The sequence below is a fragment of the Bradyrhizobium sp. BEA-2-5 genome, assembly GCF_032918025.1.
Lineage (GTDB): Bacteria > Pseudomonadota > Alphaproteobacteria > Rhizobiales > Xanthobacteraceae > Bradyrhizobium > Bradyrhizobium pachyrhizi.
The window spans coordinates 1,901,567-1,928,143 of sequence record NZ_CP136629.1 but is presented as its reverse complement, the minus strand read 5'-3'; the positions used below and the strand labels follow the sequence as shown (position 1 = coordinate 1,928,143).

Below are 26,577 nucleotides of genomic sequence, written 5' to 3'. Positions count from 1 at the left end.
GGAGCGGGCCAGCTGACTGGGGACTAAGCCGCCTTACGATTTATCGCGGCTTGCGCCAGCTTGTTTAGCACAGCGTCCGTTTTCTTTTCTTCCTCAAGCGTCTGCTCGAGGAGCTGGACTGCCTGCTTCATACCCAGCTGCTCAGCCCAGGCAATCAACGTGCCATAACGCGATATTTCGTAATGCTCAACCGCCTGAGCACCCGAGAGAAGGCCCGCATCCAACGCCGGAGAATCTTCGAAATCCTCCATCACTTCTTCGCCTTCCTCGACCAACCCGAGGATCGCCGGGCAGGTTTTGCCCTTGGGAGCCTGCTTCATCATCTTGAAAACTTGCTGCAGACGTTGAACTTGCCCCTCGGTTTCGCCGGCATGTTTTTCAAATGCAGCGCGCAGTTGGTCAGAACTCGCGGCCTTTGCCAATTTCGGCAACGCAACGAGTATCTTCCTTTCGGCGTAGTAGATGTCTTTGAGGGTCTCCAGGAAGAGGTCTTCAAGTGTCTTATTCTGGCCCGGCATGGATCCCTCCTTGTTTGTACACGAGCCAACAGCGCCTTTCGTCAAAGGTTCCGAGAGGCATGGTACTGCTAATCACTCACCAAAAGGCGGCACTAAAAAGGCCCCGTTTTTCGAGGGCCTTTCACTAAGGGGTTCATCCGCCCTTAGCACCAGAACAATGGTCGGAGACACCAGGCTTCCGCCACTAGAGTTCCTGCAGTGGCCGACCGGAGCTATTCCGCGGCCTGGTGGTGCGCCGGCTTCTCGAGCTCGGCAAGTGGAGATACTGCAGGTCCATTGAGCGCGGTGCCATCTGGTGCGAACTGCGATCCGTGACAGGGGCAATCCCAACTTGCTCCAGTGAATTCCAGTGCACAACGCACCCCAGATGCGTGCAGCTGGCGGAATGCAAGTGCAGCTGTCCTTTCTGGTCCCGGCATGCTGCGACTTTTTGCAATCCGCTACGCACCAAACAGCCCTCGCCAGAACGCAGCCGCTCGACGGAAGCGATTTCGCTCGCCGAAAGATACTCCGCGAAATTTTTCAACGGCGTGATGTTCTCGCTGATGTATTCACCGAGGGTTCTTGTAGATCTTCCGTGCCGGCGAGTAGACGTCCTCCCACGCATTGGAGCCGCTGGTGATCAGGTCCGCGATCAGGATGCCGGCGACAAGACCGTTGGGGATGCCTTGCCCGGAATCGCCGCTGACAATGAAAACATGCTCTTCGTCCGGCGAGCGGCCGATGAAGCCGACGAAATCTATCGGCTCCAGGACTTGTCCCGACCAGCGATGGGTTATCGCACCCAGGTCGGGCAATCGTTCGCGCGCCCAGTGCTCCAGGACCGCAAAGCGTTGCTCGCCGTCATCAGCCTCGCCGGCCTTGTGGTCTTCACCGCCGATGATCACGAGAACCTCATCGGTAGAGAGCGGCTGCAGGCGGACATAATGGTAGGGATCGAGCGTGTCCCAATAGAGCGCGTCGGCCAGCACGCCGCCCGGCAGCTTCCCCACGTTGACGTAAGTGCGATACGGCGCCTGTTTGGTGTGAATAGCGACTTCAAGATTGACCGGAGAGTTCGTCGCAACCACTACGTCGGTGGCCCGCACCTCGTGCCCGGACGAAACTTTCACCACGATATCGTCCAGCTTGCTCGATGCTCTCGACACAGCTGTCGGCGTAAAGTTTTGCGCCGGCGCGCTGCAGGGCGCTTGCAAGACCCGCGAGATATTTCATGGGATGAAAGCGCGCCTGCCCGGGGAAGCGCAACGAACGCACCATGCCATCGGAGTGAAACGGCGTCGGCGCCATGCGGTCCTCGACGGGAATTCCGAGCCGCTGGCAGCACTCGAGTTCCTCATCAAGCAGGGACCTCGGTGTCTCCGGTGCCGGGACCCAGAGACCGTCGATCCGGCAAAAATCGCAGTCGATGTTTTCGAGATCCTGGACTGCTTCGGCTCGGCTGATGGCGGCCATGACGCTCTGGTAATAGAGGCGCGCACATTCCTCGCCGCGCACGCTAACGAGTTCCTTGTAATAGTCGTCCAGCGCCGTAGCGAGATGCGCGGTCGTGCGCGCTGTCATGCCACTGCCGATGCTGCCGCGATCCAGCACGATCACGGAACGCCCGCGGCTAACAAGCTCATAGGCCACCGACAGCCCCGCAATGCCAGAACCGACCACAACCACGTCCGCCCGCTCGGATCCCGACAGGCTGGGAGCTTGGACTACCGGAACATCCATCCAGAGCGATTGCGTATATTCATCTCGCACGTTCATGACGCATCCTCTCAAAGAGGGCCAACGGGAGGGCGGAAAACGGGTTCCATTGGGAGGGTCGGCGGGATTGCACCACTTGGCCACAGCGGACAGCGTCTCCCCCGATCATATCTGTCCTCAGAACCTCTTTCACGACAGCATGCGGGGACGCCGCGAAAAGCGCTGAGGCGCATCTTCTGGTCGGTCCATGCATTGCCGGAATTTCAATTGCCTGACCGTCGGCTCCACGGCGGGCTCAACGACCTACTTTGACGATGACTCCTTGGTTCGGCTTCAGGTGGATCGGTCTCCCGCTACCTTCTCCTGCTTGCAGTCTAGCCCGGTAGATAACAATCGGACGCCGCAGCCTTCCCGCTCCCAAAGCCGTGGTTCTCCAACGAGGATTTCCGTATCGTTCATCCTGCGCCCGAACGAAAAGACGTCGTTCTTTGCGCGGCGTGGCAGATACTCTCCCTGCGACAGGCAAGGCTCCTCCCGACGCAATGCAATGAGTTCACGGTAGAGGTTCAAGAGCGAATTCCGATCGCTCTGTTGTCCTTTGATATTGCGGGTGCGATCCCGGCTTAACGGCAACCAGGGTTTGCCACCGGCAAATCCGCTTCCCTCCGTGTCATCCCGACGCAAGGGTGCCCGCTCGGGGTCGTGACCGAGGTCAAATCCCTTCATGAGCTTTTCGAAGGGGTCTTGGGTCCTCTCCTATGGAATCTGCACCTGCTCGGAGCCCATCTCATCCCCGGCGAGAAACGGCGTCCCTCTAATGGTCATTAACAGCATCGCAAGAATTGAGCCTGAGCCTGCCGCACCTTTCTGGCGACCCGGTGCTTGTCATGACCGCCGATCACGAAGGCCGGCCAGGCACCTTGCTGAAGCGCATTGAAATAGGCATCGATCGTAGCCTGAAGCGAGATCGCGCGCCATTCCGAGTCAAGCAGTGCGAAGTTCAATGGCAGGTGCAGGCGCGGCTTGCTGTTTCCGTAGAAATGGCCGATCCGATCCGTCTGCCCTGCAACTCGTCCAGAAACGCCCCTGATGTATTTGATGCAGTGCATCGCTTCCGGCCTGTCGTCCGTAAACACGAGCCTGCTGGCCTGAGGGGCGGCGTCTTGTCGTTGGCCTCCGGGTCAGGCGGATTGTCGCGCAGCAGGTCATCCGATCAACACAGCGCTGGCATCAACCCGGAAGCCATCGACACCGCGCTCTAACCAGAACCGCATCACAGCCGCGATCGCTTCCCGGAGCTCGGGGTTTCGCCAATTCAGGTCCGGCTGACTCGGCAGAAATGAATGGTAGTAGAACTGCCGGCGCTCCTCACACCACTCCCAAGCACTTCCTCCGAAGCGGCTAAGCCGGTTGCTCGGCGGACCACCGTGGGCACCGGGTTCCGCCCACAATTACCAATCCGCCTTCGGATTGTCGCGCGAGGCGCGGCTTTCTGCGAACCAGGCGTGCTGATCGGAGGTATGATTGGGGACAAGGTCGAGAATGAGCCGGATGCCCGAATCATGCAGGGCACGTAGCACGTTGTCGACATCTTCCAGCTTGCCGAAACGGGGATCACCCGAGCATAAATCGGCAATGTCATAGCCGAAGTCGTGATTGGGACTCTTGTAGGATAGCCGTCAGCCATACCGCGCCGATGCCAAGCCAAGTAGTCGACACGCTGCAGAAGGCCGACCAGGTCCCCTTGCTCGTCGCCGTTACTGTCCTGAAAAGACATCACGGCGATCTCGTACACGACCGCGTACGCCACCACGTTTCATTCGAAACAGGCGCGGATTCTTGGCGGCGCATCCCTACTCTCGCGGAAAGCAGACTCCTTGACGAGACCAGCAACGCACCCAATCTGGGCGGCTCTTCAATTTCCGGCGAGAGACGTTCGTTCCTAAGAGTACCGCGCAGCCAGCGCAGCTGGCTCTCGCATTGAACTTCCGTCCTTCGACTGCGGGAGCCGTTTTCTTGTAGCTGGGAGCGGCAGAAACGATGAACAGTTCGCTCCTATACGGCTGTGCCCTGTCGAATTAAAGGTCACATGAAGCACTGAAAGCCACCGGGGATCACACGCTGCCGCCGTTAGGAACGCATTTCCGTTGAACTGGTTGGCCAAGTGGGAGATCTCTATGTCCCTGAGCCGACAACGCAAGATCCATCAAAGTGAAAACGGCGATAGCTGGTGGCTTTGTCAGGACGGCAAGGGAGTATTCGTTTTACATGAAGCGAATGCACTTGCTGGGGGACACGTTACAAAAGTCGCACTTGCAGATTTTCTAGCCAACAATAAGGGTGCACCCGAGCACCAGGCGCTCCTGAAGATGATTGGCGAGCTAACAGGTATGCTCTCCTAGCACTCGACCATGCTCCGGCCTGCCTGCGCCTTGCCTCGGCGACCACTCCACTCTCGCGTGCCTACCCTACGCAACTGACTTGAGCGTCCAGGATAGCTCGGCAATCACTCCCACATCAAACAAAGCAAGTTGAGGTTTGGCTATCATCAGCCAGACTATAGCGGCCACGGCGATGAAAGCTGGAATGCCGAAGGCAAACCACAGCCAGAAAATCCGGTGATATTCAGGAGGCAAAGACGAGCCTTTTGTCGCCGCGATTGAGGCAAGATCCCTAAGGCGCATTTGCATCCAAACGACGGGCAACCAAAGTGCCCCCGTGATGACATACAGCACCATCGACCAAACGATCCATCCTTCCCAGAAGGAGTAGCCGACGTGCAACACAAGCAGCGAGCCTGTGATTGGCTGTGCAACGACGGCAGTGGCTGTGAAGATAAAGTCCGCAATCACAACGATTCGGGCAACGCCCGCGATAACGGAGGGTTTTCCGCCGAGGTGAGCTGCAAGCATGAAAAACGCTATGCCGGATCCTGTGCCAAGCAGGACCGCGGCGCCGACGACATGTAAGTATTTGAGAACGAAGTACAGCATTATCGATCATCAAGAACAGCAAGCCCTACGAAATGCAGGATGATAATCGGCCAGATTTTCAGCATCGGCCCCAGAGAATCGGCCCATAGGCGGGGCACAAGTATGGTCCCGATGATCGCGTAAGTGAAGGAGATAGCGATGGCTGCGTAGAGTCCGTACCGGCTGGTTGGCCGATAAGCAATGGCGAGTCCAATCACGAGGTCGGATAATGCGCCGGCGATCACCGTGAGCGCCGCGCTGGCTCCTTCGACGCCGCCCTCGCCCGTGAGACCCATACCGTAGCCCCAGCCCGGACCAAGGGAGACAAAGGCGGTGGAGATCCAGAATAGAGACAACACAATAAATATTGCTGGCTTGAGCAAATACATCCGCGCAAACCAGCGTTCCTGCATTGAAGCTGGCTCGGAGGCGAAGAACTCCGGGAGGCCTCTTGGACGCAGCCCAAGCCGCTGCATGCCTTCAAGATCGCCAACCGCCCCTCGCCTGATCTCCCGCTCGGCAGTACTTCGTACCGGAGGCCGCCAGCCCAACAGCGAAATCGTGTCACCGAATTTGTACATTACGATCGAAACAAAGTTCGGCAAACGGATCTCGTGCGCTGGAGGCCAGCGGTACCAACCCCGGATCAATGCAATGACTTCGAGGAAAGAATGGCGATGCGGGCCGACCAGTTCGACAACTGTCCGTGTGGGCGCTCCGGACTGTAAAAATGCTGCACGGTTCGAACGACGTCCTCAAGCAGGACTATCTGGAGCTGTCCCGTATTCGGCATCACCGGCAGCATTGGGAGGGCCGCCAAGCCTCGCATGAGCGCGCTAGCCCCATAGGCCGCTCGACCGATTACGACGGACGGCCGCAAGATGATCCAATCGAGGTCACGCGCTATCAGAGCCTTGTCGCCAGATAACTTCGTTTCTGAAAACGCACTGGGGGTTTGCCGGTCTACGCCAATTGCGGAGAAATGGATGACGCGGCGGATTTTGAGTTGCTCGCAGGCGGCAAAAAGATTCGCAATCCCCCGATGATGGACCATCGACGTGGAATCTTTTGGGCTATCTTGGAGCACCCCGGCGCAATTCACTACGGCTTCTACGCCGTCGAGATGGGGCAGCCAGTAAGAGGGCGACGTTGCCTCGTTGAGATCGATCGAGACCGCGCCCGGACACCCGATTCCGGCGCTTCTACTCATCGAAACAAATTGAATGGCCTTGCGAGGATAGGTCAGCCACAATAGCGGAACCCAACAGTCCTGTCGCTCCGATGACGGCAATCTTCATTGATGGTCCTCCGCGTTCGGAGTTAAGCCCTCTTCCGCGACCGTAAGCCTCGAACGAATTCCTCCATGTACGGAAGGACCTCAAACCGCAGGACTGCGAACAAGAACGTCGCCACGTATGCCCAAGGTAATGGCTCTCGCTTCAGAACGAGTTCGTAACGTGCGGGCTCAGATCCCAGCCCCCAAAGGCCGAGGAATTGTGGCCAGTTCAAGATAATGACGATAACCATCGCCATGAGAAATCAGCTCAAGAAAACTATGGACCTGCTGTTCGATCGGCGTGATGCGCCGCTTATGGCTGGCGAATGTTGTATCCCAGAGGGCTGTCAGCTGATGCGTAACAAAACCGACGATCATTACCGCAATAATGAGAGCGTTGATTTCCAAAAAAAATGCCGCCAGCAATGGTATCGCCAGTTCGATCAACATCAACAGATGAAGCAGGGTTTCCTTATAGCCGCTCGTCGTCTCAATCCGAGAAGCGCGATGGCAAAGGTAATCAGCAAAGCCGGCCAGTAACCAAAGAGGCAGCACAAAGTACAGCAATATGGTTTCGGCTGCTGCGGAATGAGACATCCGGTTAAGCGCTTCTTCTCTGTTTACAGGCTGTCTGGGGTGCGGAGGGGAGATGACTTGTCCTCGTTTCGCAACTCCTGCTCCGCCAACCGCCAGAATTCTTCCTCCCTGCCTTCGGGTTTGCCGCTTCGCTCCCATAGCTCATAGGCGCGCTTCTCAATTTCCTTTTCAGTCGGTTGGGTCACCACGTGCCTCCTTCAACTCTGTGGGATCGGGTGAGCGTCTGCGCCCTCTTCGTAGTTTGAGCCAGCGACGCCGTCTGCTACCGAACGCGTGCGTTCCGCCGAGCGCAAAATCCTTGCATCTCGTGATAAATCCGCGAAGTTCGCAGGGTTCCTTCGTTGAAACCTCGCTAACAAGCGGTAAGTCGACTTCTTTGAACCGAGCGCGAGATACTGATCGTCGCGGGTCCTCGCCGAGAGAAGGAACAGCCTGGCACTGCAAGATCGGCCGAGGTACTGGCCAGATCCAAACTTCCACGGTTTGCGTCAGGACATTTGCCCTATTTTGCCGCGGCCTTACTTGTCCTGACTCAGATCGGGCGCTGTCTGCTCCAAAACCCGCGTAGATTCAGCCAGCGTCATATAACTCCGGGCAAGCATTTCAAGTTGGTAGCGCGCGTGTATGTCGGCGGTGCTTGCAGCTGCTTTTCTGTAGTGCAGCGAGAGCTGAAGGTATTCGTCGACTGTTCTCATGGCGCTGGCACCGCATTCTGGCTGGTTTCAGGTCGCGCTTGCGCTTTCTCGGAGCGGAGAACAAGCTGCTCGTACTCAAGGGCAACCTTCAGCAGCTTAACCTTTGCTCGCCTGTTGGGGGCCTTCCGTAGCGTTCTCGCCATAGCTTCAGCGTTCGCGCCCATTTCGGTTTGTAAAGCGGGCGTTGCCGAGGCCGGTGCCGATCGTCAGTATGCCCCAACTCTTTACGTCCTGCATGAATGGGACCTCCGACAGTCCCTGCACAACGCCATCGTTGTGCATGATGACGACCGTGTCGTTCTCGCCGATCTTAGGGATCGCTTCGACGAGACTGGCCGGCAAATTGAACTTGCTGCTCTCCCAATTGCCCGGCAGGTTCTGCGCGCCCTTCTCGATCGAGCCGTCCGCGTTGATCACCCCGGGGCAGGCGATGCCGATGAAAGGCGCGAGCTTGAAACCCTCGTCTTCCGCCTTCGCGATCAGTCCTTTGAGCATCTTGACCAGCCGCTTCACGGCGTTCTCACGGGACGGCTCGTCGTCGGCATGCCGCCATAACTCGAACTTCCACACGCATGCCTTGGAGAGATCCGGCGCCTTCTTACGGCGTGTTTCCACGACGCCGCAGCGGATGTTCGTGCCTCCGATGTCAACGGCAAGGATGGAATCGTGAGCTTCGAAGATCCAGGAAGGAGCGAGATATAGTGCGCCGATAAGGCCCGCGTCATCTGGGTGACAATGGATCGGGAGCATCTCGAGCTTGAAGTTGTCGGCTTTGAGGAGGATTTCGGCGCGTGCGATGGCGAGTTCGCCAAGCCGGCTGTCCCGAAGCCCGCCACCCACGACGATGCGCTCGGTTTTGTCCCAGGCCCTGGTATTGAGGAAGCGGCGCGTTACCTGAGCGAGCTCCTGTGCGAAGTCCTCAACGGCGCTATGGACGACTACTGAGGCGTCAGGGTCGTCGCCGCCGAGGGCAGCGTCGAGCTCTTTCTTGCTGACGTCTTCAGAACGTTCCTTCCCGAATGGGTCTTCGCCGGATTTGCGCAACGGCTTTCGCCAGGTTTCGAGAGTTTCTCGAAAGGCCCCCTTGCTGGCGCGATCGCCTAAGAATTCTTCCTCATCTTTCAGTTCGAGGTTGAAGCTGTCGATCTCGACCCACGGGAGGCGAGAGGCGCCGTGAGCGGCGATGCCAGTGTTCTTTTCGTCCGCCATCCTGAGCCTTACAAGCCACGAGCAACTAAGCGGCTTAAACCAACACGCGCCACTGGCCACGGTTCCTCCCCCGTCGCCGGTTGCAAGGCAACGGCATCCCGATCGGGGGCGGCTCGAATACTTGCGGTCGCGTCATGCCAAGCTCGTAAGGTCAACTTCAGTGGCTTCGCGAAATCGGGGTGTCCTTAGCTCTTTGTTTGGTCCGCGCACTCCGCACTGAGCGCGTCTTGCGCCGTACGTACCAGGCCACCACCGAGCTAGCGAGCCACGCAAATGATGCGCCCAGGAAGGCCGCCGCGATGCTGATGTCCGCCGCCAAAGAAAATGCGACCGCAAAGGCCAGCATGCCAAGCGCACCGAGCGCAGCGCCAGCAGCATCGACGGCGGCCGCCATTTGCCCGCGGCGCTCACCAGCGAGACCCGCTTCGCGCTTGCGGCGGATTTCATGCTTCTCAATCAGCGTTGCGCTCGCGCAGAATATGGCTGGAAGGGCAAGAAAAACGCCACCGATGACTGCTCCATAGCGGCTGCTGACGAGGCCAGTAAAGACGGTCGCAGCGCCGCCGAGTGCGAAGCGGATCAGATATTCGTACCAGCGGCCTTCCTTGAGAGATGACGGCGAAAACCGGATCGGGCTCACGTCTGAACTCCAGCGAAGATGACCAGCCCGAAGGCGGCGACCAGCCAAGCAACGAGTGACAGCAACGTAGCCGTCACTGCTCGTAGCTTTGCGCGGACAAGCAGATGGCAGACGACCACACTGTAGATGGCGAGCGCAATCGCTCCCGCAATCATCGCCTGGGTTTGCAAGGCGGCGTAGTTGCCCCCGTGCTGGTACACCGCGATTCCAAGCGTGGCGAGCGCGACCGAGGGCGCTGCTCCGAACAGGCCGGCGAAGCTCTTGGGGCGCAGAAGGTCTCCGAGCATCGCGAAGGCTGATACGACGGCGCCCCCGAGGAGGAAGCGGATGACGTACTCGGTCATTTCGCTCGCTTCCAGAGTTTGGCGAGCGGCCCGCCGGCCCCGTAGACCGGATCTTTGCGCGGTGGCGGCACCTTTAGAATCGTCTTTAGCGCCCGCGGACGGTCTTCAACGGTCGTGCACTCGTCGTATGTGCCGGTCGGCGGGTAGGCCCCGATGACGAGAAACTCATCATCCGCTGCAAGGCCCTGATGGCCCATGCCGGCGGGGAGAACCGCGACGTCGCCAGCCTTCAGCGTGAAGATCCTCCCCTTGTTGCCGCCGAACCGAACGCGGCCCTTGCCGCGCGCGACGCCGAGCACCTCATGGATCCTGGAGTGGTAATGCACGTAGTCGTAGATGCCGTCCCGCCAGGTGTCTCCCCATCCGTTCGCTTCAAACAAGTCTTCGATCACCGCCGCGGCATCCAGGCGGTTATCGAAAGCGACAGCGTTTCGATAGATAATGAGCGGCCATCGCGGATGGTTCGGGACGAGACCGTCATCCCTGAACCTGACAGTGTGAGGTTTTCGCACCCGCTCGAGATCCATAACCTTGCGCTTCCCGGGACGCTGTAAACCGGTTGCGCGCTCCACGTATCCCTTCAGGTCTTCAAGAGTTGGCATGATCGTCCTCCGTTGAAACGCCGTTCGGGTAGCCGGTCCACAGCCGGAGGGCCCGTTCAAGCACCGCGCCAAGCGCGAAGCCGGCCACGACATCGCTCGCCCAATGCGCCATGATCACAATGCGCGTCAGCGACAGCGCGGCCGCAAGCGCCAGAAACGCCCGCCGGGGGCCAGCCGGCAACGCGCTGGCCCCCGATGCCAGCGCCCCCATATGCAGCGCGTGGCCTGAGGGAAAAGCATCCTCTCGTTTGCCGGAAATGGGGACGCCGTGGACGTGCCCAATCACCGTTCGACGGTCTGGCCGGGTTTGCTCAAACACAAGTTTCAAACCATGGGGCAGCAGTGACGCAGCAACTGTAACGAGCAAAGCGTGGTTACCTGCGCGCCGCAGCGGCGTCGCGCACCCGCGGGAGGCAAGCCACCCGACGGCTGCCAGGGCCAGCAGAACCTTCTCGTCGGCGCCCCAGGTCAGGGCGCGGGCCACCAGTTCCGGAGCCGGCGCGGTGTTGCGGGCGATAGAGCGCGCGACGACGACATCCGATCTGGTCGGCCGGACAGTGACCGGAAAGCCTGGCCTACGGCTAAGGCGCCTTGCTGACAAGCTAGCTATTTTGAACATGTCTCAAAGGATCGGAAAGGTAAGTACCCTTCCAACGCGTCACCTGCCGACAAGGTCCTCCCTTTGTCCTTTGGTCGAGATCCGGGCGCGCAAAGCGAAGCGGGAGCCGACAATTCGCGCCATGGCCGACCACTGCCGCGTAGACTCTCGAGCGAGAGACAGCGATTGAACAACGCCTTGATCGCGGAGGATGACCTGTTGGTGCGGCAGATGCTGGAGGACGCACCGATTGAAGTTGGCTTCGTTCCGGAAGTCCTTTCCTCCGCGGAGTACGCGGTCACGCTTCTCAACGGCGACGACGCCATATTCCGGGCGCTCGTGACCGACGTAAACCTCAGTGGCGCTATGACCAGCTGGGACTCGCTCGCGTGGTGTACATGACCGGAACGGCTGCGAAGGACCGGGCCAGGTTCGGCCTGGCCCACAGCATCCTTCTCACCAAGCCGTTCGCACTGACTCAGCTCGTCACCGCGTTGCCCAGCTTCTCAAACGCCAGCTGACCGCCAGCCTAGCTGTGGGTCGGAGGAACGGAACGTTCCGCCATGACGGCGGTTGCCCGAAGGGGCAGTCTTGGGCCGCGCCGAGCCAATGACGACTGCGGCCAAGATTGGAAGACACGTTGTAGCCGGCGAGCGAGAACGGTCGGCTGGGCCGGACAGGTGGACCCATCATCTCGGGGGTGGCTCTTCTGATGGCAGCGGCCCTGACTGCCGTACTGATCCCGGAAGAAAGCCGCCCTGTCGAAATCCCCGGAGGAAGAAATCCATCGCGAGACGGGTCCCGAGACACGGCTGCTCCCGAAACGGCAGGCGATAGCGACCGCGGCCGGCAGGCGAGTTCGCCCTCCGAGATCCCGGCGCGCGGATGGAAGGACATTCTGCTGTGGGTCTATTCCAACATCTCCGAGCACCGGATGTTGGCGCTGGCCGCGGGCATGACCTACTACAGCCTGCTGGCGATCTTTCCAGCGCTCGCGGCTCTGGTCGCGATCTACGGCCTGTTCTCGGATCCGACCGCCATCGCCGGGCATCTGGCCCAGGTTTCCGGATTCCTGCCCGGTGGCGCTGGCACTTATCTATCGTTACGGACCGAGCCGCGAGGCGCGGCGCTGGCGCTGGATCACCTGGGGCAGCGCTGCAGCCGCGGTGCTCTGGCTCGGTGCTTCCGCCCTGTTCTCCTGGTATGCGTCCAGTTTCGGGAAATTCAACGAGACCTATGGCTCGCTCGGCGCAGTGATCGGCTTTATGACCTGGCTCTGGATCTCCGCCATCGTCATTCTGATCGGAGCCGAGCTGGACGCGGAGATGGAACATCAGACTGCGCGCGATACTACGACCGGTTCGCCGAAGCTGATGGGGGCGCGGGCGCCAGAATGGCTGTCACGCTTGGAGCAGCGCGCAGCGACTGACGGCTTCCGGCTCTGCAGAGGATGGGCGGACCGCCACTCTTCGGGCGGATGGTGCCGTCAGCCAGCGGCTGGTATGTTCTGCCGCTTGCCACCGCCGGACTCCCACTCGGCGATCCGATCAAATGTTGGGACGTACTGACGCGGCCTGTCGCTCGTGCCCACGTACTCCATCGTGACCTTTACGAGATTGACATCGATCCAGGCGCTCATGCGCTCTTCCTCCGTCAGCGAGGTTCGAGCGGCACGCGGGCCGGATCCATCCCGGCCGTTGGACCGAACGTCAACGGCGACTTATAGGTCGGAAGTGCTCGAATCCGTTGTTCGCAAAAGTATTCTTCAAAATCTCGTCGCCGGCCTTGAAATGCGCCGTGGCTATGGCACCCGCGACGACTGAGCTGTGTCCCTGAGGTACTCTCACCATTCCCTCCAGGGCCAATGTTCCCGTCGAACTCTGCGCTACTCTTCGCGACCGCCGGCCGGTCTCGGCGCAAATCGCCGGAAGGGCAAATCCGTCGTGAGTAGGAACCAACGCCAGCGACCAATGTTCGGGCTGATATCCCCTCTCACTCCGAGGCCTTCCATGTATCACCACGTCAAGAAGCTGATGTTCACCGTGCGCGTCGACGAACCCGATCCGCGCTTCGGCAATATGCTCCTCGAGCAGTTCGGCGGCGCCAACGGCGAACTTGCGGCGGCGATGCAATACTCGATTCAAGGGCTGAATTGCGAGGATCCCGACCGCAAGGACCTGCTGATGGACATCGGCACGGAAGAGCTCAGCCATCTCGAAGTCGTCGGTTGCCTTGCCCGGATGCACCTTGCGCCTTCGAAGAACGACCGCCAGGCGGCCGAAGCCGATCCGCTGATCGCGATTGCCGGCGGCGGCGGCGTCAATCTGTTCAATTCGCAAGGCAATCCCTGGACTGCCGACTATCTCAAGATCACCGGCGAGCTCGACGTCGATCTCCGCAGCAACATCGCCGCCGAAGCTCGGGCAAAGATCGTCTACGAACGATTGATCAATTTCTGCGACGATGCCGGCAGCAAGGACGCGCTGCAGTTCCTGATGACGCGAGAGATCACGCATATGAAGGCGTTCGCGCGGGCGCTCGAAAGCCTGTCCAAGCCGGCCTTCAGCATCGGCAGGATCGCTCCGACGCCAGGCCTCGTGAACCAGTATTTCAACGATTCCACCGGCACGGGCGACCACGGCGAGATCGACGCCCGCGGGCCATGGAATGAAGGAAACGGCTGGGTCTTCACGGAATCCCCGGCGATTCAGGCCGACCCCGACGTCTCGACAGCGATCGTCGCGGAGAGTTCGTCCCCGAGCGAGCAGGCCGGCCTGAGTGACCTGTTGGTCGATGAGCTCCGCGACATCCTGCACGCAGAAAAGCAACTAACCAAGGCGCTCCCGAAGATGGCGGAGGCAGCTCGCTTCGATCAGCTCCGTGAGCTGTTCGAGCAACATCTCGTTGAGACCGAAAATCAGGTGAAGCGTATCAATGAGTGCTTCGAGCGGCTCGGCAAGTCCGCGCGCGCGAAACCTTGCAAGGGCATGATGGGGCTTGTCGAGGAAGGCCAGGAAATCATCGCCGAGGGCAGAAAGAAGGAGGACGCGGCCGCCGACCTCGCTCTGATCGGCGCGGCGCAGCGTGTGGAGCACTATGAGATCTCCGCTTACACGACAGCGAAAAACCTCGCCCAGCAACTTCGCCACAGCGCCGTCGTCGCGTTGTTGTCGAAGTCGCTGGCCGAAGAAGAGAATTCGGATCAGCTACTCAACCAGGTCGCCCGATCGCTGATGTCGGTAGCAAGAATGCCCGCCGCTCTCGAGCAGGCGGAATAGTATTGCCGGCCGGGGGCTAGACTTAGATACCCGCGGGCATCTACGAATAGTTCAGCGGCAGCTCATTATGGATGTGGCAGGCTGCGACGGCAGCGTGCCCGAAGGCGACGGATATCTGGTGCAAATCGCTGACGACGTCGCCAACGCCGTAGAGACCGCTGATCGTGCTCTGCTGCTTCTGATCCACGGTCAAAAATCCTTCCGCTGTATGATCTGCTCCCAACGCAAGCGAAAGCTCCGAACGAACCTCGCTCCCCATGGCGGCGTAGATCACGTCGAATTCAGCCGAAGAACCGTCGACCAACCGTGCAACAATTTGGCCGTCACGCGTTTCAAGGCGCGCCAAGGCTGCCGTGATTTGCACCTCTGCTTCGTGCGTCTTGGCAACCAACGAGCCCTTCCCCTCCTGGATGTCATTGATTGGAATGAGCACGACCTCCTCTGTGAATCCGCGAAGAAACCGCGCCTTGCCGATGGCATGATCCAGCGGCCCGACTACTCCTATCCTCTTGCCACACGACTCGAAGGCGTCACATATCGGACAATAACGGAGCAGGCTCTGCGCGACGGCACTCACCCAGTCCTTCATGGGAGGATGTCGATCGACGATACCGGTCGCGAGCACGACTTTGGTTGCTCGAATGTTGGTGCCGCGGACAGAGGCAACGAAGCCGCCCGTCTCTTTGGAGAGGGTATCTACCCTGCCCTCGACAAGGTGAATGCCGAGTGCCGCCACCTGCTCCCTCATGCGCGCGAGCAATTCGACACCCGAAATTCCGTGTGTAAATGCTGGCAGGTTGTGGCTCTCGGGAATCAACGCTGCACGGCTGGCGTTCGCGTCGATGATCGCGACCTTTCGTTTGAACCTGCCAAGGTAGATTGCGGTCATAAGCCCACCGGGGCCCGCGCCTACAATCAACGCGTCCACCTCTTCCTGCGAACGTGCGGCAGAGTTGCTCAAATGGTCCTGCGCCTTCCGGCGACAAACCCGTAGATCAGCAGCACGATGATCGCCCCGACGATCGCGCCGACGAGCCCAGCTCCCTCCCCAGGGCGGTACCATCCGAGCGACTGCCCAAGAAAAGTTGCAACGAATGCCCCGACGATGCCAAGGACGGTCGTGAGGATAAATCCCGACGGCTCATTGTCGCCAGGCATGATGAACTTGGCAACGACCCCCGCGACAAAGCCGATAATTATCGTCCATATCACACTCATCATGTGCTCCTCGCGATTCCTGGAAGGTTATGCATTCCGGTCGGGCAGGTGGCCACCGGGCGTGTACTTGTCCACGGCCGCCGGAAGCTCACGCGAAAGCCTCGCCAGCAGCTCTTCCTGCGGAAGGCCGGTCTGCTGCTCCAGCGCAGCTAAGATCTCCGGTCCAATCGCTTGCTTGAGCTGAGGCGGCGAGATGTCCTTGTTCGGCCCGTCGTTGATCCACGATTGAGCGGCATCCCCCTGGCCATTCTGCTTGAATCGGTCGAGGAGCTCTCCAAGCCCGCTATTCAATAGACCGCCCACGCCAGCGCCGCCCAGCATGCCCGATAGGTTGCCGAGCAGGCCTCCGCCCGACCCGGCTTGCGGCTGTCCACTGGTCTGGTTGCCAGATCCGATTCCGCTGAGAATTTCCGCAAGCTTGTCCCTGTTCTGGTAGCCAGCAATAGCGAGCAGACCCAGCAAAGCCGTCAAGGATGGCATTCCGCGGCTCATGGCTTTCTCCCTTAAAGGACCGATGTCAATTTTGTTGGCCAACTATGCGAACGTCGCTGTCGCGGTTCGGCGCGCCGCTCGGTTCGAGGTGCGCTGCGCTTACCTTCCCCTGCACTGCATCCATAGCGCTACGGCCTGTCTCCTGCAGACGCTCTAAGGCTTCGGATCCGACGTCACCGAGTTCGGCTTTAAGCGTGTCGGAGGCCTCGCGGACGCTTTGTGAAACGGCTCCGGCGCGCGCGTTGAGATCCTCTTTTACTTTGTCGCTGACTTCGCCGGCCCATTTGTCTTCGAGATCCGATGTGGCGAATGCGCCAGCGACGGCTGCGCCGAGGGCCAAACCGATGGCGCCGAGCATCAACGGTTGTCTCTCGATCAGGTCGGAAAAAGACGATTGCACTTGTGCAATGGTCTCCTTCCGAGGCAGCGCCTCACTTACCTTGGTGAAATTCTCCCGCGCGTAAGCGACGCCTTCGTCGAACCGGTCCTTGACCGTGTCTGCAGCGCCCGATACAGCGTCCGTCGCGGTTCTCGTGCTCTCGCGCAGGGCGTCGCCAACGTGCTGCGACAATCTGTGATCCATTTCCGGGGCAGTCGGCGGACTGTTCGTGAATTTGGATGCGTTCGACCGCAGATTGGCGCTGACGTTGGCGAGCGGTGCTGTCGCCGCGCTCTTCAGCTTCTCGTTGCCCATCAAGAGCCACAGCGCACCGCCGCCGATGAGGGCAGCAGCAAGCGGATTCTCGCGAACCGCTTCCCTGAGGTTTTGCATAAAATTGACTTCGGTAGCAGTCATCGGACCATTTCCTTCACGGTGTCCTTGTCCTTTTCGAGCTGCCGCATCGTTTCGCGAGGCGCCAGCTTCCGGGCGTCAAGGCGGTTCATGCCCACCGCAAACAGGACGCCCGCCAACACCGCGGCAACCACTGCTGAGACAAGGTAGGAAATCGATTGCGACCAGCCACTAGCGATCAAGGCGGCCGACAGCGCGAACAGGGCCATGACGAGCGCAGGAACAACCAGGACCGCCCCGGCTGCGAAGAAGCCGACCGCCCAACCAACCTGCTGAACGTTCTCGCCGAGCTCGGCTTTCGCGAGATCGACTTCGTTCTGGAAGAGCTTTGCAAACTGAGAAAGCGCATCACCCAAGAGGGTTGAGATGGTCCGAAGGTCGGATTGGGTGCTCATGACGCATCCTCGTCTTGTGAGGATGAGGTCGGTTTGCCAGAGGCTCGAAAGAAACGCACGGCTGCGAAGCCCGCGAGGACCGACAGTCCAAGGAAAGCGGCGGGCTGGCGCTTCGCAAAATCGGACGTCCCATCGACGAGATCGCGGAAGGTCCCATTGCGGATTTTCTCGGCCGCGTCTTCGACGTAGTCGGCGGCGGAGTTGATGCCGCGCGCGGCAAAGGGCGCATCGTTGTCAAATGCATGGGCGGCTTGCCGGATGTTTCCCGCGAGCCGGTTTACGAAATCCGCTCCGGAGCGCTGCTGCTCCTCGGCCTTGTCCTGGAAGCGATCCGCCGCTCCCTCCGCCACGTCCGCGGCAACGTCGGCCGCCTCCTTGAACTTGTCGCGCGCGGCGTCCGTTGAAGCCCGCAGCGCATCACCTGCGCGTTGCCTGACATCGGCGCCTGCATCGGCGATCTGATCCTTGAAATTTTGCGGCGAGGCCTCGTCCTGCCCCTGAGAAGCGGCTTGCCGGAAATGGGTATCAAATTCGCTCATGACGGTTTCTCTTCGGTTCGAGAAGGATTGAATGCCGCCGTGACGATATCGTCGGCCGCTTCCTTCAATTTTTCGGACATATCCTGGGTCATGCGACTGGCGTGTTTGCCGAGATCCGCCTGGGACACGCTCTTTGCGGCAGCATCGGCCGCAGAGAGCACACTATCCTTTGCAGTCTCGAATCCGGACTGGGCGGCCTTTCCGGCAGCGCGCTTGGCACTATCGCTGGCCTTACCGATTGCGGCAGCTTCCGCCTTGGTGTCAGGAAGGGAAGCTGCGATGATTGCGCCGATCGCAACCCCCAGGCCAGCGATCAGGGCAGCATTGTCATGGATCATCTGCCGGGCGGTTTCCGGAGCCGCGGCCGCCTTGTCGCAAACGGTCGAGCGAACTTGCTCGATCTTGTCTTTCGCGCTTTCCGAGGCGGCATCGATGTCGGCCCTCATTTTATCCGTGGTCCGCGCCGCCCGATCCTTCAGGTCGTCGGCCATTCCGGCCGCCCCTGCTTGAGCCTCCCCTGCGATGTCGGTGGCCTGCTCGCCAAAAGACTGGACACGTTCGGCAGCCTCACCCGCCACTTCCTTGACCGTTTCGACCGTCGGAGCCGCTGCCTCCGCTGCGCCGGCCCGCACGGTCTTCGAAGTTAGGGCGAGGCCCGTGCCAATCATGAGGAGGGGAAGCGGGAGGCCCCGTGCCAGCCGCAGGGCCGGCACGGCAACCGCAGTCCCAGCCGCGATCGCCTGCAGCGGGTTTTCCAGGGCTCGCTGCTTGAGGCTGTCGAGCCAGCCCTGGGTTTTGCGGCTGACAAACTCGGAGAGTTCAGACTTGATGGCTTCGGGCGAGACCTTGTGGCGGAGGTCTTCTGTGGTATCGCTGATCTGCTCTCTCAAGCGATCGACAGTCGCTGCAAGCTGCGCCCGGCTCCGCTCGGACTCGCGCCTTAATTCCTCAAGGGATCGTGTCATGGCTTCGCTGCTTTGTCGTTCTTGTTTGAAAGCGAACTCACGCTTTATTGAATCGTTCCTCCGACCCGCCAGCCGGCGAGCGCGGCTTGGTCAGCGCGGCGCCGAACAGGGTGATCTGGATCAGCGCCGATCGTGAAGAGAGCGGCAGTAGCGTCGGAGCGAGCTAGAGTCGCGGCAAACTCGCTACTACCTCATTGGGGTGTGCGGCGGGCATTGCAGCAGAAATACCCCCTCGACGGGTATGGTGGACGCTGCGAGTTAGTCCTTTGGTTTGGCTTCCTCGCCTTGGCCCTCGGAGTGGACGGGATCTTCCCGCGCGATCCGGAGCCACGCCTTGCGATCCCGATCAGTTGGAGCAGGTGCGCCTGTTTCTTGGCCTCCTTGACCGCGCGGCGGTAAAGAGCAGGACCGTCACTTTCCGGCTGGAGCATGAACGCGAAAGCTTGCTTAGGCGAGCTGGCGTTGCTGAGACGGGCACTCACCTGAGCGACTGGTTGCAATCGACCGGCTTGCAGCCGCCCAAATGACGAAAACCGCACTCGAAATACGCATCGAAGTACAGGCCGATCTTGGGAACTGAGGCGCCTCGCCCATGGCGGGACGCAGCTTGAGGAGCCGCGCGATGCTCGAAACGAATGATCTAGTGAACTGTCCGAAATGCGGTGCTTGGCCGATGGCCGTCGGCTCTCAGAAGGACATGCTCGCGCAGCCCCAGATCACCTTCAGATTTTCCAGGTGCGGCAGCGAGGAGACCGGGCGGCTCCGACGTGCTGCCTCGTTGTCGGTCTCGGCAAAGGCAATCTGGAGGCGGCCTGAGTGTGATCCCGGGCCGATCCTCTGGAATTCGTCTTCTTGCCGGGACTGGTCACCGACGATCCTGACAGCGGTGTGGCTCTTGACGTTCGCATCGATCGCCGGCGGAAGCAGGGCTGCATCAAGGGCGCAACCGTCGGGGAGTCGCCGGCCATATGGCCGGCATGGCAAACCTGGCGCTGCGTCTGGATGCGTGATCGGGCATCGCGAGGCCAACCGAAGAACCCGAACAACTCGAATGCCCAAGTACCCTCGGGTCGGAAGTAGCACCGGCACTAAGACGTGCAGCCGATGAAGATCCGCGCCGATTCCGGCAGCCAAATCCTCGAAGGCTGCATGGACTGCCCCGGGCGCACCCCGTCGCCGCCTTAGGAACGGATGCGATGTCGCTTCCGTTGACCGCGAAACAGCAAACTCCAGGAGGTCGACATGGCCATGGAAGATCGGGAGACCGCCAGTCTCATTGGAAGCGACAAGGTCGAAGGCACGGACGTGTACGGGCCCGACGGGCAGAAAGCCGGTTACATCGAGCGCGTCATGATCGATAAGGTCAGCGGCAAGGTGTCCTACGCGGTGCTCAGCTTCGGCGGCGTGTTCGGCATCGGGGACGATCATTATCCGCTGCCTTGGCAAACTCTGAAGTACGACACGAACCTCGGCGGATACGTCATCGGCGTCACCCAGGACCAGCTCCGCGGCGCTCCCAAATACGCCGACGAGAGCAATTGGAATTGGGACGCACAAACGAGGCGCTCGGTCGACGATTACTATGGGGTGCCGGTCGCCTAGCGAGGCGGTCGGACACCGCACGTTACGCACAGGAAGGAGCCGCCGCGTCACCGCGGTCGGTCTGCGAGGCACCATGAGAGCGGTTTTCGCGCGTCGCCGACGAGCGCACGGACATGCCCAGTTATCGGTGGCAGCGGTCCTGGTCGCGCTTGTCGCCGGCCTTCTGCTGCTATGCGCAACCTCGTGCAGCGCCGCCGAGAGCTGAGGGGCGGAGGCCGATGCGGATCGCCCAGATCGCTCCGTTGGCCGAAAGCGTGCCACCGAAACTTTACGGCGGCACGGAGAGGGTCGTGGCTTGGCTGGTCAACGAGCTGGTCGAGTTAGGCCACCAGGTGACCCTGTTCGCGAGCGGCGATTCCAGGACGCGCGGAGAGCTACATGCGGTGTGGCCGCGCGCCCTGCGGCTCGGGCGCCCGCGCGTCGACCCGAACACGGCGTGCACGCTCTTGATCGAAGCGGTCTCGCGTCGCGCCTGCGAGTTCGACGTTATCCATGCGCACATCGACTGGCTGCATCTGTCCGCCCTCAGCCGGTGCGGGATCCCTTTCCTCACCACCCTGCACGGGCGCCTCGACCTGCCCGGGATCGGCGAGGTGGTTCGGCAGTTTCGGGAGGCGTCCTTCGTCTCGATTTCCGACAGCCAGCGCGCTCCGCTCAAGGACGCGAACTGGTGCGGGACGGTTCATCACGGTTTGCCGGCCGGTCTGTTTCGGCCATCCTACGCGCCCGGGTCGTACCTCGCCTTCCTCGGACGGCTCACGCCGGACAAGGGGCCCGAGGAAGCCATCCGGATCGCGCGGGCGGTCGGCATGCCGCTGCGGATCGCTGCGAAGGTCCCTCGAGGCGAAACCGGCTACTTCAAAAAGCGTATTCAGCCGGAGATCGACGGGAATCGGATCCAGCTCATCGGCGAGGTCGATGAGTTGGGGAAGCAGTCGTTTTTGTCCGGCGCTGCGGCCCTGCTGTTTCCGATCGATTGGCCCGAGCCGTTCGGCCTGGTGATGATCGAAGCGATGGCCTGCGGCACACCGGTCATCGCCTATCGGGCCGGATCGGTGCCGGAGGTCATCGACGAAGGAGTGACCGGGTTCATTGTCGAGAACGAAGCGGAGGCGATGCGCGCGGTGAAGGAGCTGGCACGGATCGACCGGCGCAAGGTTCGGGCGCGGTTCGAAGAGCGCTTCACCTCAGACAGGATGGCACGGACCTACGAGGACCACTATGGGCGGCTTCTCGCCGCCGGCAGGCCTGCCTACCCGCCCGTCGCCTCCGAACGCCTCGGTACGCTCGCGTCTCCGCTCGTCCCGTGAGCGGCGCTGATCAGGGCGTTGGCTTGGGTTCGATAGAAGGAGGATTGCATGCGCTATCAAGAAAGCGAGCGGCACCCGCGGCGGTGGTTCGCGTCCATCGCAAACAAGGCCTCGCAGGCTGCCGGCCGTGCATCGGCCTTCATCTTGGCCTGCGCTGTAATCGTCATTTGGGCCGTCACGGGACCTCTGTTCCGATTCTCCGACACCTGGCAGCTCGTCATCAACACAGGCACGACCATCGTGACCTTTCTGATGGTTTTCCTGATCCAGAACTCACAGAACCGGGACAGCGCTGCGATCCAGGTCAAGCTGGATGAGCTCATCCGAACCGGAAGCGTCCAGAACTCGTTTGTCGGCATCGAGCACCTCTCCGCCGACGAATTGGAGGAGCTGCGCGCCCTCTGCGAGGAGCGGGCCAGGGTGGTCGCCGCAGGGAGAAGAGGCTCAGGCAGGCGCCGCCCACCCAGAGCCCAGGACGCTGCCGATGGCTAACGGTCCAGCGCAAGAAAGGACGGCCTCGCGGCCAATTCCAGGAACGCACGAGCCAATGCGACGTTCGAGCTGAAAGTAGCCGCAGAATTCAGAGGAGGAATTCACCATGAGGTGCATTGCGAGCGCACTGGTCTTTGCTCTGGCGCTTTCCGCCCCCGTCGCACTTGCCCAGACCACGAAGCCGGATGTCTCCGGCGATCCGAGCGCGCAGAACTCGGGTGCCGGTATAGCCGGCCAGCCGGGCAACAAGAATGGTCCAGCCGCCAAGCCGGGTGAGACCATCGGCGCCAACTCGAGCTCGAACCAGCAGGATCCGACCGTCCAGCATCAGGACACCTCCAACGTCAAAGGTCTGCCGGGAAACAAGAGCGGTCCGCCAGCCAAGGAGCCCGATCGCAAGTGATGCGGGGACGCTAGAGGGATCTTCCTCGTTCGTCGGCAAGCACTTTTCGCCACCGAACTCCCTCACCATCCGGACGATCTCGTCCAAATGGGCTTCTTCAGGGTGCGACCGCCGAGGTGCAGCGGGCGAATAGCCCCTGGGCTAGATCACCGGCAATTCCGCGATGACGAGATCAGGATTCTTGGCGGCCTCGATGGCGACGACTTGTCTTGGGATCGCCGGACCCGCCTCGCGCTCAAGTTCGATGGTTACCATGATGCGATCCCGGTGAGCTTCTCGCCGCTCTCCTTCGGCAAGACCTTGCTGACCTGCCGTCCAATGGTCAGCACCGCCTCGAAAGGAGCCATCGGAATCAAATGCGAACGCTAAGCCAAGCGCACCGCGGGCCACTTGTTTTTCAAGCCTATTTAAGGTATTGCACAAATACGAAGCGATCAATGAAAAAGGGAATACCTAAAAGGCGAGGCCGCCCGGCGACTGGCAAAGACCCGTCGCGTACGTTTCGCCTTTCTGATGAGTTCATGGCTCAACTCGACGACTGGGCTGCTCGGCAGGATGATAAACCGACCCGCTCCGAGGCCGTCCGCCGGCTGGTCGAGATCGGTTTGAGCGCAAAAAACGAGAGCCCTCGAAAGAGCGAGGACAGGCGACAGCGCAAAGATACGAAGCAACGCGCCCGCGAATTGGCCGGAGACGCGATCGGCGGGATGGCCGAGGCCGCAGCTAGTCCAGAGGACCAAGCCAGTCGTAAGCGTCGGCTCATTAAAGGACCGGCGGAATTTCAGAAGGTCAGACGCGACCGAAATTCAACTTGAGCCAGCGGGTCGAGAGTCGTGGTGGATATGATCAAGACCGCGATAGCATGGTTGGAGTTGCCGCATTGGCTTATACTTGCCGGAGCCATGCTGGTACTGATCGGCCTAATTGGCCTTGTGATCAGCCGTCGCCGCGGGATTGAAGCCGAGGGCGAACCTGCCGCCGAGACAAGTCCCGAACCGCGCCCCGAGCTAACACCGTTGCCCGACCTTCTGGACTGCCGGCCAAGAAAGGGCCGGCAATCACGTTAGCCTCAAGTAGCCAGCTAGGCCGACAGGATCGAAATCCCTATCTGAGCGTTGAGTTTGTTGAACCCGAAAAGGAGGTTCAACATGGTCAACGTTCGAGAGCGGAGGAGCACACCCTCAGGCGCGGAAAGAGAAGCCCGCAAGGTATTCAGAGAGGCTGAAGCGAAAGAAGCTTTGAGCGAATACGCTAAAGCGCAAAAGGCATTTTATGAGAACCGCGAAAGGTTGAAAGCGGAGCGCTTGGCCCGGGAGGCCAAGAGCCGCGAGACCGACGATCTGGCAAGTAAACTCGCTGAATGCGCGAGGGAGGCGCGCCACCAGGCCGCACTGTTGCCGCAAGGTCCAGTTCGCGATGCCTTATTTGAGAAAGCCAAGCAGTACGAAGCGCAGCTTCCCAACGACTCCACATACACTACTCCTGTTGTGCAGCGCTGATGAAAATGGCGATCAAGCTATCTGCATAACGCCGGCGCCCATTCCAGGCGGCACGTCTACGAACGAGTGCTCGAGTCTCACTTGCTACAGATGGCAACGTGATCCCGTTTCGATGGCCGTCGGTTTGACTTCCTTGCCGAACTAGGCATCGTTTGGGTTCTCTCACTTCGCAGGGCTTCCTTGCAGCTTTGTTCCCAAAAAGGCCCCCCCACGACCGGGGGGAGCTGGGCTAATCTTTAACTGGCCGTCTCAGTGCCGATAGCGATACGGCACCGAACAGGGCGACCAATGCCGCTGCATCTGCTTCGTTCCTGATCAAAGAGACCCCAGCATCCGGATCATGCTGGGGCCGAGTTGGATCGCCGAACCGCTGTCGGCCGAGAAGCAGCGGTCGTCGTTTCGGCTGAAAAAATATCGGATGAAAATCGCCTGCCCTGTACGCCAGATCATCACGCCCGTCGCGGTTTCAGAAGTAACTCGCGTGAATCATCCTAATATATTCGGCGAAGTATCCGGCCAAAAATAGGCCTCAGCACCTTTGGGCCTGGAGGCCGATGCTGAGGCCAGTTGTCTAGTGTCGGCGCGACCCGACAGGAGCCATTGTTAACGCTCTCATGTGCGATTGCCACCTTTTCCCTCAGACGCTTGGCAGGCAGGAACCATCGAGAAGCCAGGCGTCTATCTGTCGCTCCGGCTGGCCAAAGGCGCCCCCGACTGCCGGAGGAAAATCCGTATTGCCGGGTTGGCGGCTCCCTGGTTGGGGCCGCTTTCGTTCGTTGGGGAAACGCAAGCACTGCGTGACCAAGCTGATCGCCGCGATTCACATAGTGAAATGACGGTCGCCTACGTCCTGGACGCAAACTACCTCTCGGGCGAGCTAAAATTCGATTTACGCATCGTTGCTGAGAACGGGCATTGGATTCTCTGTCGAATACGAATGATCGCACGGCTCAGCATCAATCCCGCCTCCGAACGCACTTAATTTCTTGAAGGGAGAGATGGACAATATCGCATGCGAGCACCGGTCATCCAGATCAGCGCGGAGGTCGCGCACGCCCACGCCAAGCATAATGGCTCGCTCAGGAAGCGGGCATCACAAGCGCAGGCCCCAACATGCGACTCTTGTTACTGCAAGACGTGGGCAAGGCCGAGCGAAGCGGGAGCTTTAAGACGCCGTCATGACTTAAAGTCCATAAAACTCGGCACAATGCTTGCCAGTGAGCCGCCGCTTCGCGCCACCGCGTGGTCTGCGAGTGCAGTACACCCAAATCAGCACCACGACGATCGGAGGCTATCTCCTTGGCTGCGTTAGACGCTTCCTTGAGCTTGTCGCGGGCAATACCATCGACGCTCGCTGTGCATCTCCGGCGCGTTGCATCATCTCGGTGCGGGCGTCGGCCACCTGCACTTTCAGGGTCTGTGAAGAACCTGTGTTCTGGTTCTAGGTGAAATTCGTCTTCTGGTAGGTCTAAATTGCTAATGATATTTTCTCTGGAGCGTCTCGACCTGTTTTACGTCATGCGGCTGGCGTGATCGTCCAGATCGGCCTTTTGACGCTCTTCGCCTTTGCGTCGGCTGCGGACATCGTCGCTTCCTTGGCCGTTTCAAACCCGGATTGCGTCGCCTCCCCTGCCGCCTGCTTCGATCGCTCGCTTGGCCCGTCGCCTCGGCTCCGGTCTCGGGGAGAGAGCCGCGGCGATGGTCGCGCGATCGCGATCCCTAGTCACCCGCCGATCAGCGCGGCATCGTCGCCTACGATCTCACTGGCCTTTGCCGGCGCGATCGACGCCGTGTCCGTGTCGGCCGGCACGTCGCTCCTGAGCTTGTCGCTCACCGCGGTGGTGGCCTGCGCCGTTTGGTTCCTGAGATCGTTGGCTTTGCCAGCAGCCTTACCTTGCGCGTCGCGGGCGATGTCCCTGGCGCGGCTTTCAACCGAAGCGACTGGTCTTTGGCTTCGCTCCGCGGTGCCTGAGCGCGCTCGGCCGCCTTATCCAGCATTTCCTCTGTTGCCGGGGCGATGGCCTCCGCGGCTCCGTCGCGAGCTTTTGATTAAGGCAAGACCTGCGCCTATCGTCAGGAGTGGTAGCCGCTCGCCGAGCGCAGGAGCGGCACCATGACTGGGTATCCGCAGCGACTGCCTGCAGGGGATTATCCAAGGCCCGTTGCATCACCGCCTTAACCCCGCCCTTGGTCTTCCCTTTAACAAATCGAAGACTTTGGATTTGATGTGTTGCGGGGAAACCTTGTCTCGGATGCTTTATCCGATATCTGTTCCCTCAATCGATTCGACCGTCACGGCGAGTTCTGCGCGGCTGCGCTCGGACTCGCGCCTCAGCTTCTGCACTGATCGCATCATGGCGTTACCGTCTTGGAATTTGACGTTTTCTCGTCTGAATTTTCTTTCGAGACGAACTCACGCTTTACTGAATCGTTCCTAGGCGA

General features: G+C 60.5%; 32 protein-coding genes and 4 pseudogenes. 13 read left to right on the top strand and 23 right to left on the bottom strand.

The genetic code is table 11. The annotated features are described in order from the left end of the window. Positions 1 to 23 precede the first annotated feature (23 nt). The 3 genes and pseudogenes from RX327_RS09010 to RX327_RS09000 all read right to left on the bottom strand — a co-directional run bounded on the left by RX327_RS09010 (position 24) and on the right by RX327_RS09000 (position 2,942). Complete coding sequence (locus RX327_RS09010) at positions 24 to 518, bottom strand: ferritin-like domain-containing protein (RefSeq protein WP_283089630.1); 495 nt, start codon at positions 516 to 518, stop codon at positions 24 to 26. Positions 519 to 730: 212 nt separating this feature from the next. After that, a pseudogene (locus RX327_RS09005) lies at positions 731 to 2,276 on the bottom strand (FAD-dependent oxidoreductase). Between the two features lie 273 nt (positions 2,277 to 2,549). Further along, the gene (locus RX327_RS09000; protein ID WP_244481709.1) at positions 2,550 to 2,942 is read right to left on the bottom strand and encodes a hypothetical protein; all 393 of its coding nucleotides are present in this window, start codon (positions 2,940 to 2,942) and stop codon (positions 2,550 to 2,552) included. 161 nt (positions 2,943 to 3,103) lie between these two features. On the opposite strand from RX327_RS09000, the gene RX327_RS08995 reads away from it, so the two are divergent. Beyond that, positions 3,104 to 3,478: a hypothetical protein gene (locus RX327_RS08995; protein WP_283089629.1), complete on the top strand. Its 375-nt coding sequence runs from the start codon at positions 3,104 to 3,106 to the stop codon at positions 3,476 to 3,478. Here RX327_RS08995 and RX327_RS08990 read toward each other — a convergent pair. Next, a pseudogene (locus RX327_RS08990) lies at positions 3,422 to 3,853 on the bottom strand (alpha-amylase family glycosyl hydrolase). The gene RX327_RS08995 and the pseudogene RX327_RS08990 overlap by 57 nt on opposite strands. 540 nt (positions 3,854 to 4,393) lie before the next feature. Here RX327_RS08990 and RX327_RS08985 point away from each other — a divergent pair. Beyond that, positions 4,394 to 4,618 (top strand): hypothetical protein, encoded by a 225-nt coding sequence (locus tag RX327_RS08985; protein ID WP_283089628.1) that lies wholly within the window; start codon positions 4,394 to 4,396, stop codon positions 4,616 to 4,618. A gap of 66 nt (positions 4,619 to 4,684) precedes the next feature. Here the strand turns inward: RX327_RS08985 and RX327_RS08980 are convergent, their stop codons facing one another. From RX327_RS08980 to RX327_RS08930, 11 genes are all read right to left on the bottom strand, one after another. Further along, entirely contained in the window at positions 4,685 to 5,209 is a 525-nt protein-coding gene (locus RX327_RS08980; RefSeq protein ID WP_317250067.1) for a DUF2269 domain-containing protein, read from the bottom strand. Further along, complete coding sequence (locus RX327_RS08975; protein WP_317250066.1) at positions 5,209 to 5,793, bottom strand: DoxX-like family protein; 585 nt, start codon at positions 5,791 to 5,793, stop codon at positions 5,209 to 5,211. Before RX327_RS08975 ends, RX327_RS08980 begins: the two co-directional genes overlap by 1 nt. Positions 5,794 to 5,834: 41 nt before the next feature. Continuing rightward, positions 5,835 to 6,440 carry an NAD(P)H-binding protein gene (locus RX327_RS08970; protein ID WP_317250065.1) on the bottom strand — a complete coding sequence of 202 codons (606 nt, stop codon included), beginning with the start codon at positions 6,438 to 6,440 and terminating at the stop codon, positions 5,835 to 5,837. A gap of 213 nt (positions 6,441 to 6,653) precedes the next feature. After that, complete coding sequence (locus RX327_RS08965; RefSeq protein ID WP_283089626.1) at positions 6,654 to 7,061, bottom strand: hypothetical protein; 408 nt, start codon at positions 7,059 to 7,061, stop codon at positions 6,654 to 6,656. A 23-nt stretch (positions 7,062 to 7,084) separates the two neighbouring features. Then, positions 7,085 to 7,246: a DUF2934 domain-containing protein gene (locus tag RX327_RS08960; protein ID WP_080667266.1), complete on the bottom strand. Its 162-nt coding sequence runs from the start codon at positions 7,244 to 7,246 to the stop codon at positions 7,085 to 7,087. A 333-nt stretch (positions 7,247 to 7,579) separates the two neighbouring features. Next, positions 7,580 to 7,756: a hypothetical protein gene (locus RX327_RS08955; RefSeq protein WP_283089625.1), complete on the bottom strand. Its 177-nt coding sequence runs from the start codon at positions 7,754 to 7,756 to the stop codon at positions 7,580 to 7,582. Between the two features lie 147 nt (positions 7,757 to 7,903). After that, positions 7,904 to 8,965, bottom strand: coding sequence for an ROK family protein (locus tag RX327_RS08950; RefSeq protein WP_317250063.1), 1,062 nt, complete (start codon positions 8,963 to 8,965; stop codon positions 7,904 to 7,906). Between the two features lie 157 nt (positions 8,966 to 9,122). Then, entirely contained in the window at positions 9,123 to 9,605 is a 483-nt protein-coding gene (locus RX327_RS08945) for a hypothetical protein (protein WP_283089623.1), read from the bottom strand. Next, on the bottom strand, positions 9,602 to 9,949 hold the full coding sequence (locus tag RX327_RS08940) for a DUF3147 family protein (RefSeq protein WP_028337215.1): 348 nt from the start codon (positions 9,947 to 9,949) through the stop codon (positions 9,602 to 9,604). The genes RX327_RS08945 and RX327_RS08940 overlap by 4 nt, the downstream gene beginning before the upstream one ends. Then, positions 9,946 to 10,551, bottom strand: a complete 606-nt coding sequence (locus tag RX327_RS08935; RefSeq protein ID WP_283089622.1) for a cupin domain-containing protein — start codon at positions 10,549 to 10,551, stop codon at positions 9,946 to 9,948. Before RX327_RS08935 ends, RX327_RS08940 begins: the two co-directional genes overlap by 4 nt. Continuing rightward, on the bottom strand, positions 10,538 to 11,170 hold the full coding sequence (locus RX327_RS08930) for a phosphatase PAP2 family protein (RefSeq protein ID WP_317250062.1): 633 nt from the start codon (positions 11,168 to 11,170) through the stop codon (positions 10,538 to 10,540). The genes RX327_RS08935 and RX327_RS08930 overlap by 14 nt, the downstream gene beginning before the upstream one ends. Positions 11,171 to 11,335: 165 nt before the next feature. On the opposite strand from RX327_RS08930, the gene RX327_RS08925 reads away from it, so the two are divergent. The 3 genes and pseudogenes from RX327_RS08925 to RX327_RS39225 all read left to right on the top strand — a co-directional run. Next, positions 11,336 to 11,551: a hypothetical protein gene (locus RX327_RS08925; RefSeq protein WP_283089621.1), complete on the top strand. Its 216-nt coding sequence runs from the start codon at positions 11,336 to 11,338 to the stop codon at positions 11,549 to 11,551. Positions 11,552 to 11,861: 310 nt separating this feature from the next. Continuing rightward, positions 11,862 to 12,188 (top strand): annotated as a pseudogene (locus RX327_RS39230) (hypothetical protein); the annotation flags it as partial. 40 nt (positions 12,189 to 12,228) lie between these two features. Beyond that, positions 12,229 to 12,426, top strand: a pseudogene (locus RX327_RS39225) (YhjD/YihY/BrkB family envelope integrity protein); the annotation flags it as partial. A gap of 209 nt (positions 12,427 to 12,635) precedes the next feature. Here the strand turns inward: RX327_RS39225 and RX327_RS08915 are convergent. After that, positions 12,636 to 12,788 (bottom strand): hypothetical protein, encoded by a 153-nt coding sequence (locus RX327_RS08915; RefSeq protein ID WP_160321700.1) that lies wholly within the window; start codon positions 12,786 to 12,788, stop codon positions 12,636 to 12,638. Between the two features lie 370 nt (positions 12,789 to 13,158). On the opposite strand from RX327_RS08915, the gene RX327_RS08910 reads away from it, so the two are divergent. Further along, positions 13,159 to 14,427, top strand: coding sequence for a DUF892 family protein (locus RX327_RS08910; RefSeq protein WP_317250061.1), 1,269 nt, complete (start codon positions 13,159 to 13,161; stop codon positions 14,425 to 14,427). Positions 14,428 to 14,467: 40 nt separating this feature from the next. Here the strand turns inward: RX327_RS08910 and RX327_RS08905 are convergent, their stop codons facing one another. From RX327_RS08905 to RX327_RS08875, 7 genes are read right to left on the bottom strand one after another with little or no spacing between them, the layout of a single operon-like run. Next, positions 14,468 to 15,355: an NAD(P)/FAD-dependent oxidoreductase gene (locus RX327_RS08905; RefSeq protein ID WP_317251226.1), complete on the bottom strand. Its 888-nt coding sequence runs from the start codon at positions 15,353 to 15,355 to the stop codon at positions 14,468 to 14,470. Between the two features lie 29 nt (positions 15,356 to 15,384). Next, entirely contained in the window at positions 15,385 to 15,645 is a 261-nt protein-coding gene (locus RX327_RS08900; RefSeq protein ID WP_028337221.1) for a GlsB/YeaQ/YmgE family stress response membrane protein, read from the bottom strand. 27 nt (positions 15,646 to 15,672) lie between these two features. After that, positions 15,673 to 16,137 carry a YidB family protein gene (locus RX327_RS08895; protein WP_283089618.1) on the bottom strand — a complete coding sequence of 155 codons (465 nt, stop codon included), beginning with the start codon at positions 16,135 to 16,137 and terminating at the stop codon, positions 15,673 to 15,675. Between the two features lie 25 nt (positions 16,138 to 16,162). Next, a complete protein-coding gene (locus tag RX327_RS08890) occupies positions 16,163 to 16,933 on the bottom strand; it encodes a hypothetical protein (RefSeq protein ID WP_283089617.1) in 771 nt (256 codons plus the stop codon). Further along, positions 16,930 to 17,325, bottom strand: a complete 396-nt coding sequence (locus RX327_RS08885; RefSeq protein ID WP_283089616.1) for a phage holin family protein — start codon at positions 17,323 to 17,325, stop codon at positions 16,930 to 16,932. The genes RX327_RS08890 and RX327_RS08885 overlap by 4 nt, the downstream gene beginning before the upstream one ends. After that, positions 17,322 to 17,864, bottom strand: a complete 543-nt coding sequence (locus RX327_RS08880; protein ID WP_283089615.1) for a hypothetical protein — start codon at positions 17,862 to 17,864, stop codon at positions 17,322 to 17,324. The genes RX327_RS08885 and RX327_RS08880 overlap by 4 nt, the downstream gene beginning before the upstream one ends. After that, positions 17,861 to 18,829, bottom strand: coding sequence for a DUF3618 domain-containing protein (locus RX327_RS08875; protein WP_283089614.1), 969 nt, complete (start codon positions 18,827 to 18,829; stop codon positions 17,861 to 17,863). The genes RX327_RS08880 and RX327_RS08875 overlap by 4 nt, the downstream gene beginning before the upstream one ends. 1,242 nt (positions 18,830 to 20,071) lie before the next feature. Here RX327_RS08875 and RX327_RS08870 point away from each other — a divergent pair. The 7 genes from RX327_RS08870 to RX327_RS08840 all read left to right on the top strand — a co-directional run bounded on the left by RX327_RS08870 (position 20,072) and on the right by RX327_RS08840 (position 24,661). Further along, positions 20,072 to 20,431: a PRC-barrel domain-containing protein gene (locus RX327_RS08870; RefSeq protein ID WP_028337226.1), complete on the top strand. Its 360-nt coding sequence runs from the start codon at positions 20,072 to 20,074 to the stop codon at positions 20,429 to 20,431. Between the two features lie 218 nt (positions 20,432 to 20,649). Then, positions 20,650 to 21,741 (top strand): glycosyltransferase family 4 protein, encoded by a 1,092-nt coding sequence (locus RX327_RS08865; protein ID WP_028337227.1) that lies wholly within the window; start codon positions 20,650 to 20,652, stop codon positions 21,739 to 21,741. A 48-nt stretch (positions 21,742 to 21,789) separates the two neighbouring features. Beyond that, the gene (locus RX327_RS08860) at positions 21,790 to 22,233 is read left to right on the top strand and encodes a low affinity iron permease family protein (protein ID WP_028337228.1); all 444 of its coding nucleotides are present in this window, start codon (positions 21,790 to 21,792) and stop codon (positions 22,231 to 22,233) included. A 106-nt stretch (positions 22,234 to 22,339) separates the two neighbouring features. Then, positions 22,340 to 22,636: a hypothetical protein gene (locus RX327_RS08855; protein ID WP_283089613.1), complete on the top strand. Its 297-nt coding sequence runs from the start codon at positions 22,340 to 22,342 to the stop codon at positions 22,634 to 22,636. A 521-nt stretch (positions 22,637 to 23,157) separates the two neighbouring features. After that, positions 23,158 to 23,451 (top strand): hypothetical protein, encoded by a 294-nt coding sequence (locus RX327_RS08850; RefSeq protein WP_283089612.1) that lies wholly within the window; start codon positions 23,158 to 23,160, stop codon positions 23,449 to 23,451. 333 nt (positions 23,452 to 23,784) lie between these two features. After that, positions 23,785 to 24,135 (top strand): hypothetical protein, encoded by a 351-nt coding sequence (locus RX327_RS08845; RefSeq protein WP_317250060.1) that lies wholly within the window; start codon positions 23,785 to 23,787, stop codon positions 24,133 to 24,135. Positions 24,136 to 24,475: 340 nt separating this feature from the next. Further along, on the top strand, positions 24,476 to 24,661 hold the full coding sequence (locus RX327_RS08840; RefSeq protein WP_283089611.1) for a hypothetical protein: 186 nt from the start codon (positions 24,476 to 24,478) through the stop codon (positions 24,659 to 24,661). Positions 24,662 to 26,577 lie beyond the last annotated feature (1,916 nt).